Source organism: Streptomyces sp. NPDC097640 (assembly GCF_040302705.1).
Lineage (GTDB): Bacteria > Actinomycetota > Actinomycetes > Streptomycetales > Streptomycetaceae > Streptomyces.
This window is the reverse complement of the sequence record NZ_JBEOSB010000003.1, coordinates 317,025-332,657: the sequence shown is the minus strand read 5'-3', so window position 1 is coordinate 332,657 and position 15,633 is coordinate 317,025. Positions and strand designations below refer to the sequence as shown.

Below are 15,633 nucleotides of genomic sequence, written 5' to 3'. Positions count from 1 at the left end.
GGAGCGCCGGGGGCCCGAGGGCTCAGGTGCCCGATCGGCTGCCGCGCTGCGCGACCAGCTCGTCCCTTATCTCGCGGAGCAGCGCGATCTCGGCGCTCTCCTTGTCGGCCTGCTCTTCCTCTTCCCTCTGCTCCTTGGCGGCCTTGCGCGCCAGATAGCGCGACATCGGCAGCACCATCAGGAAGTACACGACCGCCGCCGTGATCAGGAAGGTGAGCACGGCGCTCAGCACCGTGCCCCAGAAGATGGGGATGCCCTTGACGACCTCGCCCGCCGCGTTCGTCTCGCAGGGCGCCTGCAGACAGGAGTGGTACTTCTCCAGGTCCTTGGTGCCGAAGGCGCCGACAACCGGATTGATCAAGCCCTTCACTATGGAGTTCACGACCCCCGTGAACGCGGCTCCGACCACGACCGCGACGGCCAGATCGATCACGTTGCCCCGCATCAGGAAGGCCTTGAAGCCATCCATGACGCTCTTCTTCTCCTCGCTCAACCCTCTGCCTCTCTCTCGCCGCGCCGGTTCTGGAGCGGACGGCTCCGCAACCTACGGTCAAGATCGGCACAGCGCCACCGCCAACCGCGACGTGGTCGCCGCGCCGGCCAGGGCGGCAGCCGTCGTCCGGGGCACCGCGAGCACCACCAGCGCCCCGCCGCCCATCGCTTGGGAATCCCCGGTGTCGAAGTCGCCGGGGTCGAAGTCGCCGGGGTCGAGATCCCCGGCCCCGGTCTCCGCCGCGGCGCGCACCGGCCGCGGCCGCGGCACATCGGTCACCTCCACGCCGCGAGCGATCACGTGCGCGGCGGCAGGGCCGCGAGTCTGACCGGTCCCCGGGGCGGCCAGCACATCCACCCGGTCGCCGGGGCGCAGCAGCCGCACCGCCGCCGCGTCGGCGATCCGGACCGGAGCGGACACCACGGCCGGGCGCGGCTCGCGCCGGACGCTCTCCGGCGGTGAGGAAGCCGCCGGGCTCGGGTCTCCGCCGCCGGACGGCGCGGCGGCCGCCAGCGCCGCCGCGGTCATCGCCAGCCCCGCCGCCATCGAGCGCCGTCGCCGCCGTAACGCACGCCGGAGCCGATGGCCGCCGCGGCCCACCCGCACCGGCCCGAACCGGGGAACCGCGCACGTCGGGGGAGTGCGACGGGACCGCTCGGCCCAGGACGGCGCCGGGCGGGGCCGGGACACGGGCAGAGGGGATGAGGAGAGGGAAAGAGGTGGAGGAGAGGGAAGAGACGAAGAAGGGCAAGGAGAGGGACGGAACGGATCGGACACGGCAATCACCGCCTGTCGTGCGAGGCCGGGAGCTTCTGACCCCTCCACGATGCCCGCCCGCCCCGAATCCCGCTCCGGCCTGTGCACAACCCCCAGGCTGTGGACAACTCCGTCACCCGCGCGGGTAAAGCCGACACGGGTGGACCCTCGTGGGTAAAACCCTCACGGGTAAAGCCCGCGCGGGTAGAACCCCTCCGCCGCTAAGGCAGTTCGATCCCCAGGTCCCAGCCGTCGTGCCCATGCCCGCACAGACAGTCCCGCGCATCGGTGGCCGGCAGCGCGCCCACCGCGTCGAAGAGCACGTCGCGCAGCCGCTCCAAGTTCTCCCCGAACACCCGCAGCACCTCGCCGTGCGAGACGCCCTCGCCCGTCTCCGCCCCCGCGTCCAGGTCCGTGACCAGGGTCAACGACGTGTAGCAGAGCTCCAGTTCACGGGCCAGCACGGCCTCCGGATGCCCCGTCATGCCGACCACCGACCATCCCTGCGCCGCGTGCCACCGCGACTCGGCCCGGGTGGAGAAGCGCGGCCCCTCGATCACGCACAGCGTGCCGCCGTCCACCGGCTCCCAGCCGCGCCCGCGCGCCGCCGCCACCGCGGCCTGCCGTCCGGCCGGGCAGTACGGATCGGCGAAGGTGGTGTGCACCACGTTCGGCACCCGCCCGTCCGGCAGCGGCTCGCCGTCGAAATAGGTCTGGACACGGCCCTTCGTACGGTCCACGAGCTGGTCCGGTACCAGCAGCGTGCCCGGTCCGTACTCCGGCCGCAGCCCGCCCACCGCGCACGGGCCGAGGACCTGGCGCACGCCGACCGAGCGCAGCGCCCACAGGTTGGCGCGGTAGTTGATCCGGTGCGGGGGCAGGTGGTGCTTACGGCCGTGGCGCGGGAGGAATGCGACCCGCCGCCCCGCGACCTCGCCGAGGAAGAGTGAGTCGCTCGGCGCGCCATAGGGGGTCTCGACAGTGATCTCGGTCACATCGTCGAGGAAGGAGTAGAACCCCGACCCGCCGATGACCCCTATCTCCGCATGCGTGCTGCTGGTGTCCGCCATGCGGTCACCCTAGCCAGCGCCGCCCGCGCATACGAACATCCCGCCGACTCGCCCCTGGGGGCGGGTGGCGGGATGTCGTATGTGATTGAGACGGCTGCGGGTCAGGCGGCCGACGAGCTGCCGGCCGACGCGGCCGACGACGAAGAGCCCGAGGAGGACGTCGAGGAGGTCGACGACGAAGACGTGTCCGAGGACGAGGACGAGGACGAGGACGACGACGAAGCCGACGAGGAACCCTCGCTCTTCGCGGACGCCGACTTGGCTGTGCCGCTCGTGCTGCTGGACGAGGAGCCGCGGCTGTCGTTCCGGTAGAAGCCGGAGCCCTTGAAGACGATACCGACCGCCGAGAACACCTTCTTCAGGCGTCCGTTGCAGTTGGGGCACTCGGTGAGCGCGTCGTCGGTGAACTTCTGCACCGCCTCGAGGCCCTCGCCGCACTCGGTGCACTGGTACTGATAGGTCGGCACTTACTCCTCCTGGCACTCTCACTCAGTGAGTGCTAACGACGCTCCATAGTGCAGTATTCCCGCTCGCCAGTCCACTGCGGCGGGCAATACGGTGACCCATTCCACGTGGCCGCGGGTCCCCGGCCGCCCCGGGCCGGACCCCGCGTGCCGGACCCCGCGTGATCGCGAACCGGCCCCCGCCCGTACCGCCGCCGGGTCACTGGCCGGTCGTGCCCAGCCAGCCCGCCAGCTTGCCGCCCTGGCCCACCGCCCGCAGCCGCTCCTCCGCCGCGTCCCGCACCGGGTCCGTGGCCACGACCAGCAGCTCGTCGCCGCGCCGCAGCACGGTCGACGGCTGCGGTACGAAGCTCTTCTCGTCCCGTACGACCAAGGTGACCGCGGCCCCCGTCGGCAGCCGCAGCTCGCCGACCTCCACGCCGTGCATCTTGGAGTGCTCGGGGATCGAAACCGACAGCAGATGGCCGCGCAGCCGCTCCAGCGGCGCCGACTCGATACCGAGGTCCGCCGCCGCCTCCTCCTCGCCCAGGCGCAGCCGGCGCGCCAGCCAGGGCAGCGTCGGGCCCTGCACCAGGGTGTAGACGATCACCAGCACGAAGACGATGTTGAAGACGCGGCGGCTGTCGGGCACGTTCGAGACCATCGGGATGGTGGCGAGCACGATCGGCACCGCGCCGCGCAGCCCCGCCCACGACAGCAGCGCCTTCTCCCGCCAGGGCACCCGGAAGGGCAGCGAGCTCACCAGTACCGAGACCGGCCGGGCCACGGCCGTCAGCACCAGCCCGACTCCGATGGCCGGCCAGACGTCGTCGCCCAGCTCATGCGGGGTGACCAGCAGGCCGAGCAGCACGAACATCCCGATCTGTGCGATCCAGCCGAGCCCCTCGGCGAAGCCGCGCGTCGCCGGCCAGTGCGGCAGCTTCGCGTTCCCCATGATCAACGAGGCCAGATAGACGGCGAGGAAGCCGGAGCCGTGGGCCAGCGCCCCGCCCGCGTACGCGATCACGGCGATCGCCATCACCGCGATCGGGTACAGACCCGAGGCGGGCAGTGCCACATGCCGCAGCCCGAACGCCCCCAGCCAGCCGATCGCCAGCCCCACCACCGCGCCGATGGCCAGCTCCAGAGTGATCTCGCCGAGCAGCACGTACCACGGGCTCACCCCGCCCTGGGCGGAGAAGGCGACCACCAGGATCACCACCGGGGCGTCGTTGAAGCCGGACTCCGCCTCCAGGGCGCCCGTGAGCCTCCTGGGCAGCGGCACCTTGCGCAGCACCGAGAAGACCGCCGCGGCGTCCGTGGACGACACCACCGCCCCGATGATCAGCGCCTGCCGCCAGTCGAGCCCGACCAGATAGTGCGCGGCCGTCGCCGTGACCCCGACGCTCACCGCGACGCCGACCGTGGACAGCACCGCGGCGAGCGGCAGGGCGGGTTTGATTTCCCGCCACTTCGTGCCGAGGCCGCCCTCGGCCAGGATGATCACAAGGGCGGCATAGCCGAGTACCTGCGTGAGCTCGGCATCTTCGAAGACGACGCCGATCCCGTCCTGCCCGATCGCGACGCCGAGGCCGAGGTAGATGAGCAGGGTCGGCAGCCCGCTGCGGCTCGAGACCCTGACGGCCGCCACTGCTACGAGCAGGACGAGTGAGCAGATCAGCAGGAGTTCGTTGAGGTGGTGGACAGTCAGCGGCCGAACCTTTCTCACGGGAGCGGCCGGAAGGCTCCCCGACCGACCGGAACTTCATTGCCTTACCTAACATTTTACGGGTTCTTGACGCGGGTGGCTCACATCGATTTTTCAGGGGCGATGGCCGGGGGACGGCCCCAGCCATGACTCCGCGTAGGGGAGGCGACAGCGCTGCGCCTATGGTTGCTCCAGCACTCCAGGATCACCCTGCCCCTCGAAGGACAGCGATGCCCGCCAACAAAAACGGCCCTTCTGGCAAAAAGAAGGGCCGACGTGCCCGCCTGATCGTGATCGCAGTCGTGCTGCTGCTCGTGGGGGGCGTCGGGTACGGCTCGTACTGGAGCATCAGTACGGTCCGTGCCTCTTTCCCGGAGACGACGGGGTCGCTCCAGCTCAAGGGCCTGTCCGGGCCCGTCCAGGTCAAGCGTGACGGCTATGGCATACCGCAGCTCTACGCGAACACCCCCGAGGATCTCTTCCGCGCCCAGGGGTACGTCCAGGCCCAGGACCGCTTCTGGGAGATGGATGTGCGCCGCCACATGACGGCGGGCAGGCTCTCCGAGATGTTCGGCTCCGGACAGGTGGAGACCGACGCGTTCCTGCGCACCCTGGGCTGGCACCGGGTCGCGAAGCAGGAGTACGACACCAAGCTGTCGCCGGCGACCAAGAAGTACTTGCGGGCCTATGCCGACGGCGTCAACGCCTACCTCGCGGATCACAAGGGCAAGGAGTTGTCCGTCGAGTACGCGGCCTTGGAGTTCGAGCACGACTACACGCCCGAGAAGTGGACCCCGGTCGACTCGGTGGCCTGGCTCAAGGCCATGGCGTGGGACCTGCGCGGCAATATGCAGGACGAGGTCGACCGGGCGCTGGCCTCCAGCCGGCTGAAGCCCGAGGAGATCGAGGAGCTGTACCCGTCCTACCCGTACGGCCGCAACAAGCCGATCGTGGACAGCGGCGCGGTGAACGACATCACCAAGGCGTTCGACCCCAAGGCGACCGCCACGGACACGTCCGCCGACTCCACCGCGAACGGCGCTGCGGGCGCCACCGGGGGCTTCCAGACCCAGCTCTCCTCGCTCTCCAAGACCCTGGACGACATCCCGGCGCTGCTCGGCCCGAACGGCACCGGCATCGGCTCCAATTCCTGGGTGGTCGCCGGGCGGTACACCACCACCGGCAAGCCGCTGCTCGCCAACGACCCGCACCTGGCCCCGCAGCTGCCGTCCGTCTGGTACCAGATGGGCCTGCACTGCAACCAGGTCAGCAGCGCGTGCCCGTACGACGTGGCGGGCTACACCTTCTCCGGCATGCCGGGCGTGGTCATAGGTCACAACCAGGACATCGCCTGGGGCATGACCAATCTGGGCGCGGATGTGACCGATCTCTACCTTGAGAAGGTCACCGACGAGGGCTACCTCTACGACGGCAAGCAGATCCCCTTCAAGACCCGCGAGGAGACCATCAAGGTCGCCGACGGCAAGTCCAGGACGATCACGGTCCGCTCCACCAGGCACGGTCCGATCGTCTCCGACCGTGACGACGAACTCGGGGACGTCGGCAAGAGCGCGCCGGTCGGCAGTGAGGTCGGCGACGTGGCCCCCGACCGCGGTGACGGCTACGCGGTCTCACTCCGCTGGACCGCGCTGGACCCCTCCAACACCATGGACGCGGTCTTCGAGCTCAACACCGCCAAGAACTTCACGGACTTCCGCAAGGCGGCCCGCGACTTCGCCGTCCCGTCCCAGAACCTGATCTACGCCGACACCAAGAACCACATCGGCTACCAGGCGCCCGGCAAGATCCCCATGCGCGCCAAGGGCGACGGCCGCTACCCGGCGCCCGGCTGGGACTCGCGCTACGAGTGGAACGGCTACATCCCGCAGGCCGAGCTGCCCTGGGACTACGACCCCGAGCGCGGCTACATCGTCACCGCCAACCAGGCCGTCATAGGCAAGGACTACAAGTACAAGCTGACCGACGACTGGGGATACGGGGCGCGCAGCCAGCGGATAACCGACCTGATCGAGTCGAAGATCAAGGACAACGGGAAGATCTCGACCGACGACATGCAGTCCATGCAGATGGACAACAGCAGCGAGATCGCCGAGCTGCTGACTCCGTACCTGCTGAAGATCGACGTCAAGAGCGACTACGTCAGGGGCGCGCAGAAGCTCCTGGAGGGCTGGGATTACACCCAGGACTCGGACTCCCCGGCCGCCGCCTATTTCAACGCCGTCTATCGCAACGTTCTTATGCTCGCGTTCGGAAATAAACTTCCGAAGGAGCTGCGGGTGAAGGGCCAGTGCCTGCGGGTCCGGCCCGCCGATGACTCCGGCCCCGCCGAGGACCTGGACGGCAACGCCCGGCTGGTGCGCGAGTGCGGCCAGCGCGACGCGGCGTCGGCCCAGCCGGACGGTGGCGACCGCTGGTACGAGATCATTCGGAAGATCATCAAGGATCCGAAGAACAAGTGGTGGAAGACCACCGGCACCCGCCTCGAGCCCGCCGCCACCAACCGGGACGAGCTCCTGGCGGAGGCCATGAAGGACGCGCGCTCCGAGCTCACCGCCAAGCTGGGCAAGGACATCAACAGCTGGAGCTGGGGCCGGCTGCACCAGCTCACGCTGAAGAACCAGACCCTGGGCACCGAGGGCCCGGGCGTGGTGCAGTGGCTTCTCAACCGCGGCCCCTGGAACCTGTCCGGCGGCGAGGGCGCGGTCAACGCCACCGGGTGGAACGCGGCGGGCGGCTACGGGGTCACCTGGGTGCCGTCGATGCGGATGGTCGTCAACCTCGACAATCTGGACAAGTCGCGGTGGATCAACCTCACCGGCGCCTCCGGGCACGCCTACAACGCCCACTACACCGACCAGACGGAGAAGTGGGCGAAGGGCGAGCTGCTGCCCTGGTCCTTCAGTAAGAGCGCGGTGGAGAAGTCGACGGACGACGAGCTGGCGCTCACGCCCTGACACCTCCGTCCCCTCCGTGAGACGACTCCGCGAGTCGACTCCAGAAGGCGACTCCACGAGGCGACGCACGCCCCTCGCCGAGCCCCCGCCCCCGTGGCGGAGAGGCTCAGCGGGGGGCGTGCGGCTGTGTCGGGCGGCGCGGGCGGCCCTATGCGGGGCCCTGCGTAGGGCCCTGGGCGGCGCGGAAGCGGTGCACCGCCGACGGGGTGATCGCCGCGTGCACCGGCCGGTCGTGGGCCTCGCCCGGGACATCGTCGAGCACCTCACCGTCGTACAGCAGCACCACCAGCGCCGGGCGGGCCCCCGCCCGGTCCAGCCGGGCCAGCACGCGGTCGTACGAGCCGCCGCCGCGGCCCAGCCGCACCCCGCGCCGGTCCACCGCCAGCCCGGGCAGCAGCACGACGTCCGCCCCGGTGACCGCCTCCGGGCCCAGCCGCGGCCCCTCCGGCTCCAGCAGCCCCCGCCGGGCGCGCACCAGCCGGCCGGGGCCCTCGTCCCGGCCCCAGTCGAGGTCGTTGTCCTCCATCAGGACCGGGAGCAGCACCCGCACGCCACGCGCGCGCAGCGCCTCCCTCAGGCCCTCTGTGCCGGGCTCGCCGCCGATCGAGACATAGGCGGCCACCGTGCGCGCCTCCGCGAGCTCCGGCAGCTCCAGCGCGCGACACGCCAGGCGCGACCGGGCGTCCGCGATGTCATCCGCCGTCAACCTGGCTCTTACCGCCAGGAGGCTTCGCCGCAACTCCGGCTTACTACCTTCGATGTTGATCATTGAGCGCGCAAACCTCCTGTCTCATGTCATATTCACCGAATCCTCATGATCCGCCCAAAGGCACCCGATAGGGTTCGGTACATGACTCAAGCGCGTACTCGGATCAGCAAGGCTGTCATCCCTGCCGCGGGGCTCGGAACCCGCTTCCTGCCGGCCACCAAGGCCACCCCCAAGGAGATGCTGCCGGTCGTCGACAAGCCGGCGATCCAGTACGTCGTCGAGGAAGCCGTCACCGCCGGGCTGTCCGATGTGCTCATGATCACGGGTCGTAACAAGCGGCCCCTGGAGGATCACTTCGACCGCAACTACGAGCTCGAAGAGGCCCTGAGCCGCAAGGGCGACGAGACCCGACTCGCCCGCGTCCAGGAGTCCAGCGATCTCGCGACCATGCACTACGTCCGCCAGGGCGACCCCAGGGGCCTGGGCCATGCCGTGCTCTGCGCCGCCCCGCACGTCGGTGACCAGCCCTTTGCCGTGCTCCTCGGCGACGACCTCATCGATGCCCGCGACCCGCTCCTGTCCCAGATGGTCGAGGTGCAGGAGCAGCACGGCGGCAGCGTCATCGCCCTGATGGAGGTGGACCCCGCCCAGATCCACCTCTACGGCTGCGCCGCCGTCAAGCCGACCCTGGACGGGGAGGTGGTGCGGGTGACCGGGCTTGTCGAGAAGCCGGACCCGGCCGACGCGCCCAGCAACTACGCCGTCATCGGCCGCTATGTCCTCGACCCCGCCGTCTTCGACGTGCTCCGCGCCACCGAGCCCGGGCGCGGCGGCGAGATCCAGCTCACCGACGCGCTCCAGGCGCTGGCCGCCGATCCGGACCTCGGCGGGCCGGTCCACGGGGTCGTCTTCAAGGGGCGCCGGTACGACACAGGCGACCGTGGCGACTATCTGCGTGCCATTGTCAGACTCGCGTGCGAACGTGAAGACCTGGGCCCGGATTTCCGGGACTGGCTTCGCCGTTACGTCACCGAGGAGATGTAGCACTGTGAGCAGCACCGCAGCCCGCGCCACTGACCAGGGCCCCAGCGAAGACCCGGGCCGGGGGCCGCGGCCCGGTGCGTCCGGCCGGGGCGAGGGGCGGGGCGGGGGCGAGGGCGGTGACCGCTTCTGGACGGTGGCCGAGCACCTGGACGACATCCTCGGCCATCTCAACCCCCTCGACCCCATCGAGCTCCAGCTGCTCGAGGCCCAGGGCTGCGTCCTCGTCGAGGACATCACCGTCCCCTCCGCTCTCCCGCCGTTCGACAACAGCTCCATGGACGGCTACGCGGTCCGTACGGCCGATATCGGGGCGGCGACGGAGGACTACCCCGCGGTGCTCACCGTCGTCGGCGACATCGCGGCGGGCAGCGAGTCCGCGCCCGCCGTCGGCCCCGGCGAGGCCGCCCGCATCATGACCGGCGCCCCGCTGCCGCCCGGCGCCCAGGCCGTCGTGCCCGTCGAGTGGACGGACGGCGGCCTCGGCGAGGGCCCGGTCACCACCATGCCCGCCCACAGCGAGGCCCCCGAGGGCGCGAGCGGCAGAGTGCGCGTGTTCCGCCCCGCCACGACCGGCCAGCATGTGCGCGCCCGCGGCTGCGACGCGGCGGCGGGCGAGCTGGCGCTGGGGGCCGGCACGGTCCTGGGCGCACCGCAGATCGGCCTGCTGGCCGCGCTCGGGCGGGCCAGGGTCAAGGTGCGGCCGCGGCCGCGCGTCGTGGTGCTGTCGACCGGCAGCGAGCTGGTCCAGCCCGGCCAGGAGGCGGGCCCCGGCCGGATCCACGACTCCAACAGCTTCCAGCTCACCGCCGCCGCGCGGGACGCCGGGGCGATCGCCTACCGGGTGGGCTCGGTCGCCGACGACGCCGGGACGCTGCGCGCGACCGTCGAGGACCAGCTGAGCCGGGCGGACATCGTGGTCACCAGCGGCGGCGTCAGCGTTGGCGCGTACGACGTGGTCAAGGAGGCCATGGGGGAGGTCGAGTTCCGCAAGCTGGCCATGCAGCCGGGCAAGCCCCAGGGCTTCGGCCGGGTCGGCCCGGACCGCGTCCCGTTCATCGCCCTCCCCGGAAACCCGGTCAGCGCGTATGTCTCCTTCGAGCTGTTCGTGCGGCCCGCCATCCGCACCCTCATGGGCACCGGCCCCGTCCACCGCCCCCTGGTGCGGGCGCGCTGCCCCGAGGGCGTCGCGTCCTCCCCTCGGGGGCGCCGCCAGTTCCTGCGCGGCTGGTACGAGCCCCCGGGCGTGGACGGCGGGGCGGGTCTCGTCACCCCTGTGGGCGGCGCCGGATCCCACCTGGTCAAGGCGCTGGCGCACGCGAACGCGCTGATCGTCGTCCCCGAGGAGACCACGGAGGTCGCCGCGGGCGCCGAAGTGGACGTCGTCCTGCTCACGTGAACGCACTCGTCGTCGCCCGCTGCGGGTTGGCAGCTGTTGTTTCGGATGTTGGCCGTGATTGGCCGGTGTGTCCCTCGTCCGGGTGAATGGGGGCGGTTTCCGGGAGCCTGTGTGTGCGGGAACGCATGATCGGTGGTGGCAATTGAGTTCGTGATGTCCTGGGGGGAGGGGGAGGGGGAGGGGGAGGGCGGTGGCGCGTCAGCGGGGGAGGAGGCGTGTGTTGCGTACGATTGCGCCGTCGTTCACTGTGTCCGCGCCGTCGGGTGCCCGGATTCGGGACCGGCTGCGCATCGATGTCGGGGATGAGAAGGCCCTCACCCTGGTCGGGCAGCACCTCGGCCGTCATCAACGGGCGGATCTCGCTGAGCGCGTGGCGATCGGCCTGGTGCCGGTGAAGGAAGCCCGGCGGGCCGAGCGGAAGAAGAAGCTGACCGGCGTGTCGTCGTCGCGCTGGGCCGGGGCGATGACCCGTGTCAGCGAGGACCAGTACCAGCTCAGCGTGCGCTGCCTGTGCGACGAGCGAACCGGGCTCCGCCGCGCTATCGGGAAGATCGCCCGCCGCCTCGCGGTGCCGTGCGGGCAGCGCAGGGGCAGGGTGCGCGGCTACCAGGACCGGGGCGAACGCTTCCAGAAACAGCGCCGCCTCCAAGCACTCCAAGCGCGCCTTGCCGTGGTCGAGCGGCGCATCGCCGGGGGGCGGCCGTCCGTGGTCGTGGGCGGGCGTCGTCTGGCGAAGCTGCGGCATCACCTGGATCAGGCCCGTCTCACCGCCGGGGAGTGGCGCGGGCGGTGGGATGCGGCCCGGCTGTTCCTCACCGCGGATGGCGAATCCGGGGCCCCGCACGGGAACTACACCATCACGGTGGATCCGGCCGACGGCAGCGTGAGGATCGTGCTGCCCGAACCGCTCAGGCATCTGGCGAACGCGCCACGTGGCCGCTACCGGTTGGCCTGCACCGTCACGTTCCACCACCGCAGGGAGGAGTGGCTGGACCGCGTCACCACGCATCAGGCTGTCCGCTATGACATCGTGCGGGACCCGGTGCGTGGCCGCTGGTACCTCGACGCCTCGTGGTCGGCGGCGAAGGACACGCTGCCGTCACCGCAGGAGATCCGGGCGGCGGGCGGGCGAATGCTCGGGGTCGATCTGAACGCCGACCACCTCGCAGCCTGCGTGCTCGACCCGCACGGCAACCCGGTCGGCGAACCGCTCACAGTGCCGCTGGAGTTGACGGGCGAGGCGTCCCGGCGGGATGGCAGAATGCGGGCCGCTGTCACCTCACTGATCCAGATCGCCAAGATGCACGGTTGCACCGGGATCGTGGTGGAGAACCTGGGCTTCACCGAGGCCCGGCACACGGGCCGGGAGACGATGGGGCGCGGCTGGCGGGGCAAGGCCTTCCGCCGCACAGTGGCCTATCCCCACCGCCAGGTTCCGGGAACGCCTGCGCGGCATGGCCTACCACCAAGGGCTGACCCTGATCGCTGTGGACCCGGCCTATACCTCCCGCTGGGGCGCCCAGCACTGGCAGGCACCTCTCGACGATCAATCGAAGACCATGGTCACCGGGCATCATGCGGCCGCGGTGGCGATCGGCAGACGCGGCCTGGGACAACGGATCCGGCGTCGGCCAGGTGTGACCGCTTTCGACCGGAGGATCGGACAGCGGAGAGCTACCGGCCAGACCACATCCACACCCAGGCCACGTGGGACCACGAGCCCACCCAGGACCACAGGCACGCCCCACCAGGGCGGCAAGACCTGCCGGAGCCGAAGTGACCCGCCCGTGCCGCTCCCCGCACCCAGGACCGTTCGGGGTGCACCCGGCACCAGACACCTCCCACCTGGACCGGAATGTGCTGATGTGGCCGACGCAGGTCAACACCACTAGGAACGGTACGGTGTCGTCCCACAGGAGCCACCTGGCCCGGACCGGGAGAACGATGAGCAGCGCCCAGGACCATCTCACCCATCTCGACCCATCGGGCGCGGCGCGCATGGTCGACGTCTCGGACAAGGACGTCACCGCCCGCACCGCCCGCGCCAGCGGCCGTGTGCTCGTCGCCCCGCGCGTCGTGGAGCTGCTGCGCGGCGACGGCGTCCCCAAGGGCGATGCGATCGCCACCGCGCGGATCGCGGGCATCATGGGCGCCAAGCGCACCCCGGACCTGATCCCGCTGTGCCATCCGCTCGCCGTCTCGGGCGTGACCGTGGACCTCGCGGTCGCCGACGACGCGGTGGAGATCATCGCCACGGTCCGCACCACCGACCGCACGGGCGTCGAGATGGAGGCGCTGACGGCGGTCAGCGTGGCCGCGCTGACGGTGATCGACATGGTGAAGGCCGTCGACAAGTCCGCCGTCATCACGGACGTCCGGGTGGAGGAGAAGACGGGCGGCAAGTCCGGCGACTGGAGCCGGGCATGAGCGGCTCACCGACGTACCGCGCCCTGGTCGTCACCGCGTCCAACCGCGCCGCCGCCGGGGTCTACGCCGACAAGGGCGGCCCGCTGCTCGTGGAGGGGCTGGCGGCGCTGGGCCTGGCGGTCGACGGGCCACGGGTGGTCCCCGACGGCGATCCGGTGGAGGCGGCCCTGCGTGACGCGGTGGCCGCTTCGTACGATGTCGTCGTGACCACGGGCGGCACGGGCATCTCGCCCACCGACCGCACCCCCGAGGCGACCCGCCGGGTGCTGGACTACGAGGTTCCGGGCATCGCGGAGGCGGTCCGCGCCGAGGGCCTGGCCAAGGTGCCCACCGCCGCGCTCTCCCGCGGCCTGGCCGGGGTCGCCGGGCCGACCCTGATCGTCAACCTGCCGGGGTCGACCGGCGGCGTACGGGACGGGCTCGCGGTCCTGGGGCGGCTTCTGGTCCATGCGGTCGAGCAGTTGCGCGGCGGCGACCACCCCAGACCGGCCGACTCTCCTGATCCCGCCGGCCCCGCACACCCCGCCGACACCAGTCGCTCCACCGACACCGGTGGCCCCACCGACACCGATGGCCCCGCCGACACCGGTCGGCCCACCGACCCCACGGGTCCCACCGCCCCCACCGGTCCGGCCGGGAGCGCGCGCTGAACGCGCCCTGGCCGGTCGCGCTGGCGGACGGCGACACGATCCTTCGCCCCATAAAGCTGCGCGACCAGCGCGCGTGGCGCGAGGTCAACCAGCGCAACCGGGACTGGCTGCGCCCCTGGGAGGCCACCATTCCGCCGCCCCCGCCCGGCGGCCCCGTCACCCACCGGCCCACCTACCGCCAGATGGTCCGCCATCTGCGCGCCGAGGCGCACGCCGGGCGGATGCTGCCCTTCGTGGTGGAGTACCAGGGGCGGCTCGCCGGACAGCTGACGGTGGCCGGAATCACCTGGGGCTCGATGTGCTCGGGCCATATCGGCTATTGGGTCGACGAGGCGGTCGCCGGCCGCGGGGTGATGCCGACCGCCGTCGCGCTCGCGACCGACCATTGCTTCCGTACGGTCGGACTGCACCGCATCGAGGTGTGCATCAGGCCCGAGAACGGGCCGAGCCGCCGGGTGGTGGAGAAACTGGGATTCCGCGAGGAGGGGCTGCGCCCCCGCTACCTCCATATCGACGGCGCCTGGCGCGATCACCTGGTCTTCGCCCTCACGGCGGAGGAGGTTCCCGAGGGTCTGCTGGCGCGGTGGCACCGGATGCGGCCGGGCGCATCACAGAAATAAAATATTTGTTCGAAATAAGTGTTCGATAACCTCCGCCAATTGAGCACATTCCCATCCTGGTCATCCCAACAATCACAAAAAAAGTTCGAGATATCAGCCAGATCGTGCGACACACCGCGCCAATTGGCAGATGGCCTCGCGCGGACCCCTCTACCGTGTGACCGTGAGCAGCAGTGGCCTCATCTACGCAGTCATCGTCGGGGCCTGGGCCGCCTATTTGGTGCCGATGTGGCTCCGTAGGCAGGACGAGCTCAATGAAGCCCGTCCCACGGAGCGCTTCAGCACCGCCATCCGGCTGTTGTCCGGACGGGCGGGCATGGAGCGTCGTTACGCCAAGGAACGGGCGGAGCTCGAGGCCCTCGGGGGCCTGGAGGACCAGGACGGCCGCGCCGACGACGCGGACCGCCCCGAGGCCGGGGGAGACGCCGCCGGCCCGGACCGGCGGGTGGCCGAGCCGGGCGCCGTGACCGACGCGGTCGACGTCCGGGCCTTCGCCGACCCCGTGACCATGCGCGCGCCCGTGCCGCCCCACGCCGCACCGCCCGCCGACGGCCCCGCCCCGGTCTCTCCTGCCTCTCCCGCCTCTCCCGTGGGAGCCTCCGGCCCGTCCCCCGGCACCGCGGCCCGCAACCCGCGCGCGAAGGTGCTGGCGCGCCGCCGGCGCACCACCATCGTTCTCTTCGTCGGCTTCACCCTCGGCGCGGTCGTCGCGGCGGTCGGCGGCCTCACCTTCCTGTGGGCCCCGGGCCTCCCGGCCGTCCTGCTGAGCGCGTACATCGCCTACCTCCGCACCCAGGAGCGCCGCCGCTTCGCCTTCACCATGGACCAGCGCCGCGCCGAGCTGGCCGCCCAGCGCCTCCGCGAGCGCCGCCCGCGCCCCTGCCCGCCCGCCGAGGACCCCACTGACGACGGCCCCGCCGAGCCGCCGGCCCGCGCCGAGGCCGACCGGGCCGCCCCGGCCGCCTCCCCGCACGCGGCCGGCCGCCGCGCCCTGGTCGAGCAGACCGACCACGCGGAGTGGGTGGACCAGCAGCGCGAGCGCGAGCGCGGACCCTCCTCCGGCGAGAGCTGGGAGCCGGTGCCCGTCCCCCTGCCCACCTACGTCACCGCGCCCGTCGCCCCCCGCGCCACCGGCAACGTCGACCTGGGCGCCCCCGACGCCTGGAGCTCCGCCCGCTCCAGCGCCGCGGAGCCCACCCACGCCCCCGATCCCGCCGCCCGCGGCCCCCGCGAGCGCGGCCGCACCCCCCTGTTCGACCAGTACGCCGACGAGGACCGCCCCCGCGCCGCCAACGAGTGACCCTGACCAGCGGGGACCGTCCTGGCACCGGCGAGGAACGGA

13 protein-coding genes and 1 pseudogene are annotated in these 15,633 nt (G+C 71.5%); 8 read left to right on the top strand and 6 right to left on the bottom strand.

What is annotated here, in order from left to right:
* Positions 1 to 22: 22 nt before the first annotated feature.
* From mscL to ABTY62_RS05910, 5 genes are all read right to left on the bottom strand, one after another.
* Entirely contained in the window at positions 23 to 469 is a 447-nt protein-coding gene (gene mscL / locus ABTY62_RS05930; protein WP_311726444.1) for a large conductance mechanosensitive channel protein MscL, read from the bottom strand.
* An 81-nt stretch (positions 470 to 550) separates the two neighbouring features.
* Positions 551 to 1,039, bottom strand: a complete 489-nt coding sequence (locus tag ABTY62_RS05925; RefSeq protein WP_352128146.1) for an RcpC/CpaB family pilus assembly protein — start codon at positions 1,037 to 1,039, stop codon at positions 551 to 553.
* A 431-nt stretch (positions 1,040 to 1,470) separates the two neighbouring features.
* The gene (locus ABTY62_RS05920; RefSeq protein ID WP_352128145.1) at positions 1,471 to 2,319 is read right to left on the bottom strand and encodes an S-methyl-5'-thioadenosine phosphorylase; all 849 of its coding nucleotides are present in this window, start codon (positions 2,317 to 2,319) and stop codon (positions 1,471 to 1,473) included.
* 101 nt (positions 2,320 to 2,420) lie between these two features.
* On the bottom strand, positions 2,421 to 2,786 hold the full coding sequence (locus ABTY62_RS05915; protein WP_352128143.1) for an FmdB family zinc ribbon protein: 366 nt from the start codon (positions 2,784 to 2,786) through the stop codon (positions 2,421 to 2,423).
* A 196-nt stretch (positions 2,787 to 2,982) separates the two neighbouring features.
* Complete coding sequence (locus tag ABTY62_RS05910) at positions 2,983 to 4,491, bottom strand: potassium/proton antiporter (RefSeq protein ID WP_352128142.1); 1,509 nt, start codon at positions 4,489 to 4,491, stop codon at positions 2,983 to 2,985.
* A 209-nt stretch (positions 4,492 to 4,700) separates the two neighbouring features.
* Between ABTY62_RS05910 and ABTY62_RS05905 the strand changes: the two genes are divergently transcribed.
* Entirely contained in the window at positions 4,701 to 7,445 is a 2,745-nt protein-coding gene (locus tag ABTY62_RS05905; protein WP_352128141.1) for a penicillin acylase family protein, read from the top strand.
* Positions 7,446 to 7,593: 148 nt separating this feature from the next.
* Here the strand turns inward: ABTY62_RS05905 and ABTY62_RS05900 are convergent, their stop codons facing one another.
* Positions 7,594 to 8,214 carry a 5-formyltetrahydrofolate cyclo-ligase gene (locus ABTY62_RS05900; RefSeq protein ID WP_352128140.1) on the bottom strand — a complete coding sequence of 207 codons (621 nt, stop codon included), beginning with the start codon at positions 8,212 to 8,214 and terminating at the stop codon, positions 7,594 to 7,596.
* Between the two features lie 81 nt (positions 8,215 to 8,295).
* Between ABTY62_RS05900 and galU the strand changes: the two genes are divergently transcribed.
* The 7 genes and pseudogenes from galU to sepX all read left to right on the top strand — a co-directional run bounded on the left by galU (position 8,296) and on the right by sepX (position 15,591).
* Positions 8,296 to 9,198: a UTP--glucose-1-phosphate uridylyltransferase GalU gene (galU, locus tag ABTY62_RS05895; protein ID WP_352128139.1), complete on the top strand. Its 903-nt coding sequence runs from the start codon at positions 8,296 to 8,298 to the stop codon at positions 9,196 to 9,198.
* A gap of 4 nt (positions 9,199 to 9,202) precedes the next feature.
* Positions 9,203 to 10,594 (top strand): molybdotransferase-like divisome protein Glp, encoded by a 1,392-nt coding sequence (glp, locus tag ABTY62_RS05890; protein ID WP_502997405.1) that lies wholly within the window; start codon positions 9,203 to 9,205, stop codon positions 10,592 to 10,594.
* A 217-nt stretch (positions 10,595 to 10,811) separates the two neighbouring features.
* Positions 10,812 to 12,374: a hypothetical protein gene (locus ABTY62_RS05885; protein WP_352128138.1), complete on the top strand. Its 1,563-nt coding sequence runs from the start codon at positions 10,812 to 10,814 to the stop codon at positions 12,372 to 12,374.
* Positions 12,375 to 12,538: 164 nt separating this feature from the next.
* Positions 12,539 to 13,021 carry a cyclic pyranopterin monophosphate synthase MoaC gene (gene moaC, locus ABTY62_RS05880; protein ID WP_352128137.1) on the top strand — a complete coding sequence of 161 codons (483 nt, stop codon included), beginning with the start codon at positions 12,539 to 12,541 and terminating at the stop codon, positions 13,019 to 13,021.
* Positions 13,018 to 13,509 (top strand): annotated as a pseudogene (locus ABTY62_RS05875) (MogA/MoaB family molybdenum cofactor biosynthesis protein); the annotation flags it as partial. The gene moaC and the pseudogene ABTY62_RS05875, both read left to right, overlap by 4 nt.
* Positions 13,510 to 13,667: 158 nt before the next feature.
* Positions 13,668 to 14,291 carry a GNAT family N-acetyltransferase gene (locus ABTY62_RS05870; RefSeq protein WP_352128283.1) on the top strand — a complete coding sequence of 208 codons (624 nt, stop codon included), beginning with the start codon at positions 13,668 to 13,670 and terminating at the stop codon, positions 14,289 to 14,291.
* 163 nt (positions 14,292 to 14,454) lie between these two features.
* Positions 14,455 to 15,591 (top strand): divisome protein SepX/GlpR, encoded by a 1,137-nt coding sequence (gene sepX, locus ABTY62_RS05865; protein WP_352128134.1) that lies wholly within the window; start codon positions 14,455 to 14,457, stop codon positions 15,589 to 15,591.
* The last annotated feature ends 42 nt before the right edge of the window (positions 15,592 to 15,633 follow it).

Bases quoted from the DNA above. Each gene is read 5' to 3' on its own strand.
- moaC (WP_352128137.1), top strand. From the start codon at position 12,539: ATGAGCAGCGCCCAGGACCATCTCACCCATCTCGACCCATCGGGCGCG.
- mscL (WP_311726444.1), bottom strand. From the start codon at position 469: ATGGATGGCTTCAAGGCCTTCCTGATGCGGGGCAACGTGATCGATCTG.
- ABTY62_RS05925 (WP_352128146.1), bottom strand. From the start codon at position 1,039: ATGGCGGCGGGGCTGGCGATGACCGCGGCGGCGCTGGCGGCCGCCGCG.
- ABTY62_RS05920 (WP_352128145.1), bottom strand. From the start codon at position 2,319: ATGGCGGACACCAGCAGCACGCATGCGGAGATAGGGGTCATCGGCGGG.
- ABTY62_RS05905 (WP_352128141.1), top strand. From the start codon at position 4,701: ATGCCCGCCAACAAAAACGGCCCTTCTGGCAAAAAGAAGGGCCGACGT.
- ABTY62_RS05900 (WP_352128140.1), bottom strand. From the start codon at position 8,214: ATGATCAACATCGAAGGTAGTAAGCCGGAGTTGCGGCGAAGCCTCCTG.
- galU (WP_352128139.1), top strand. From the start codon at position 8,296: ATGACTCAAGCGCGTACTCGGATCAGCAAGGCTGTCATCCCTGCCGCG.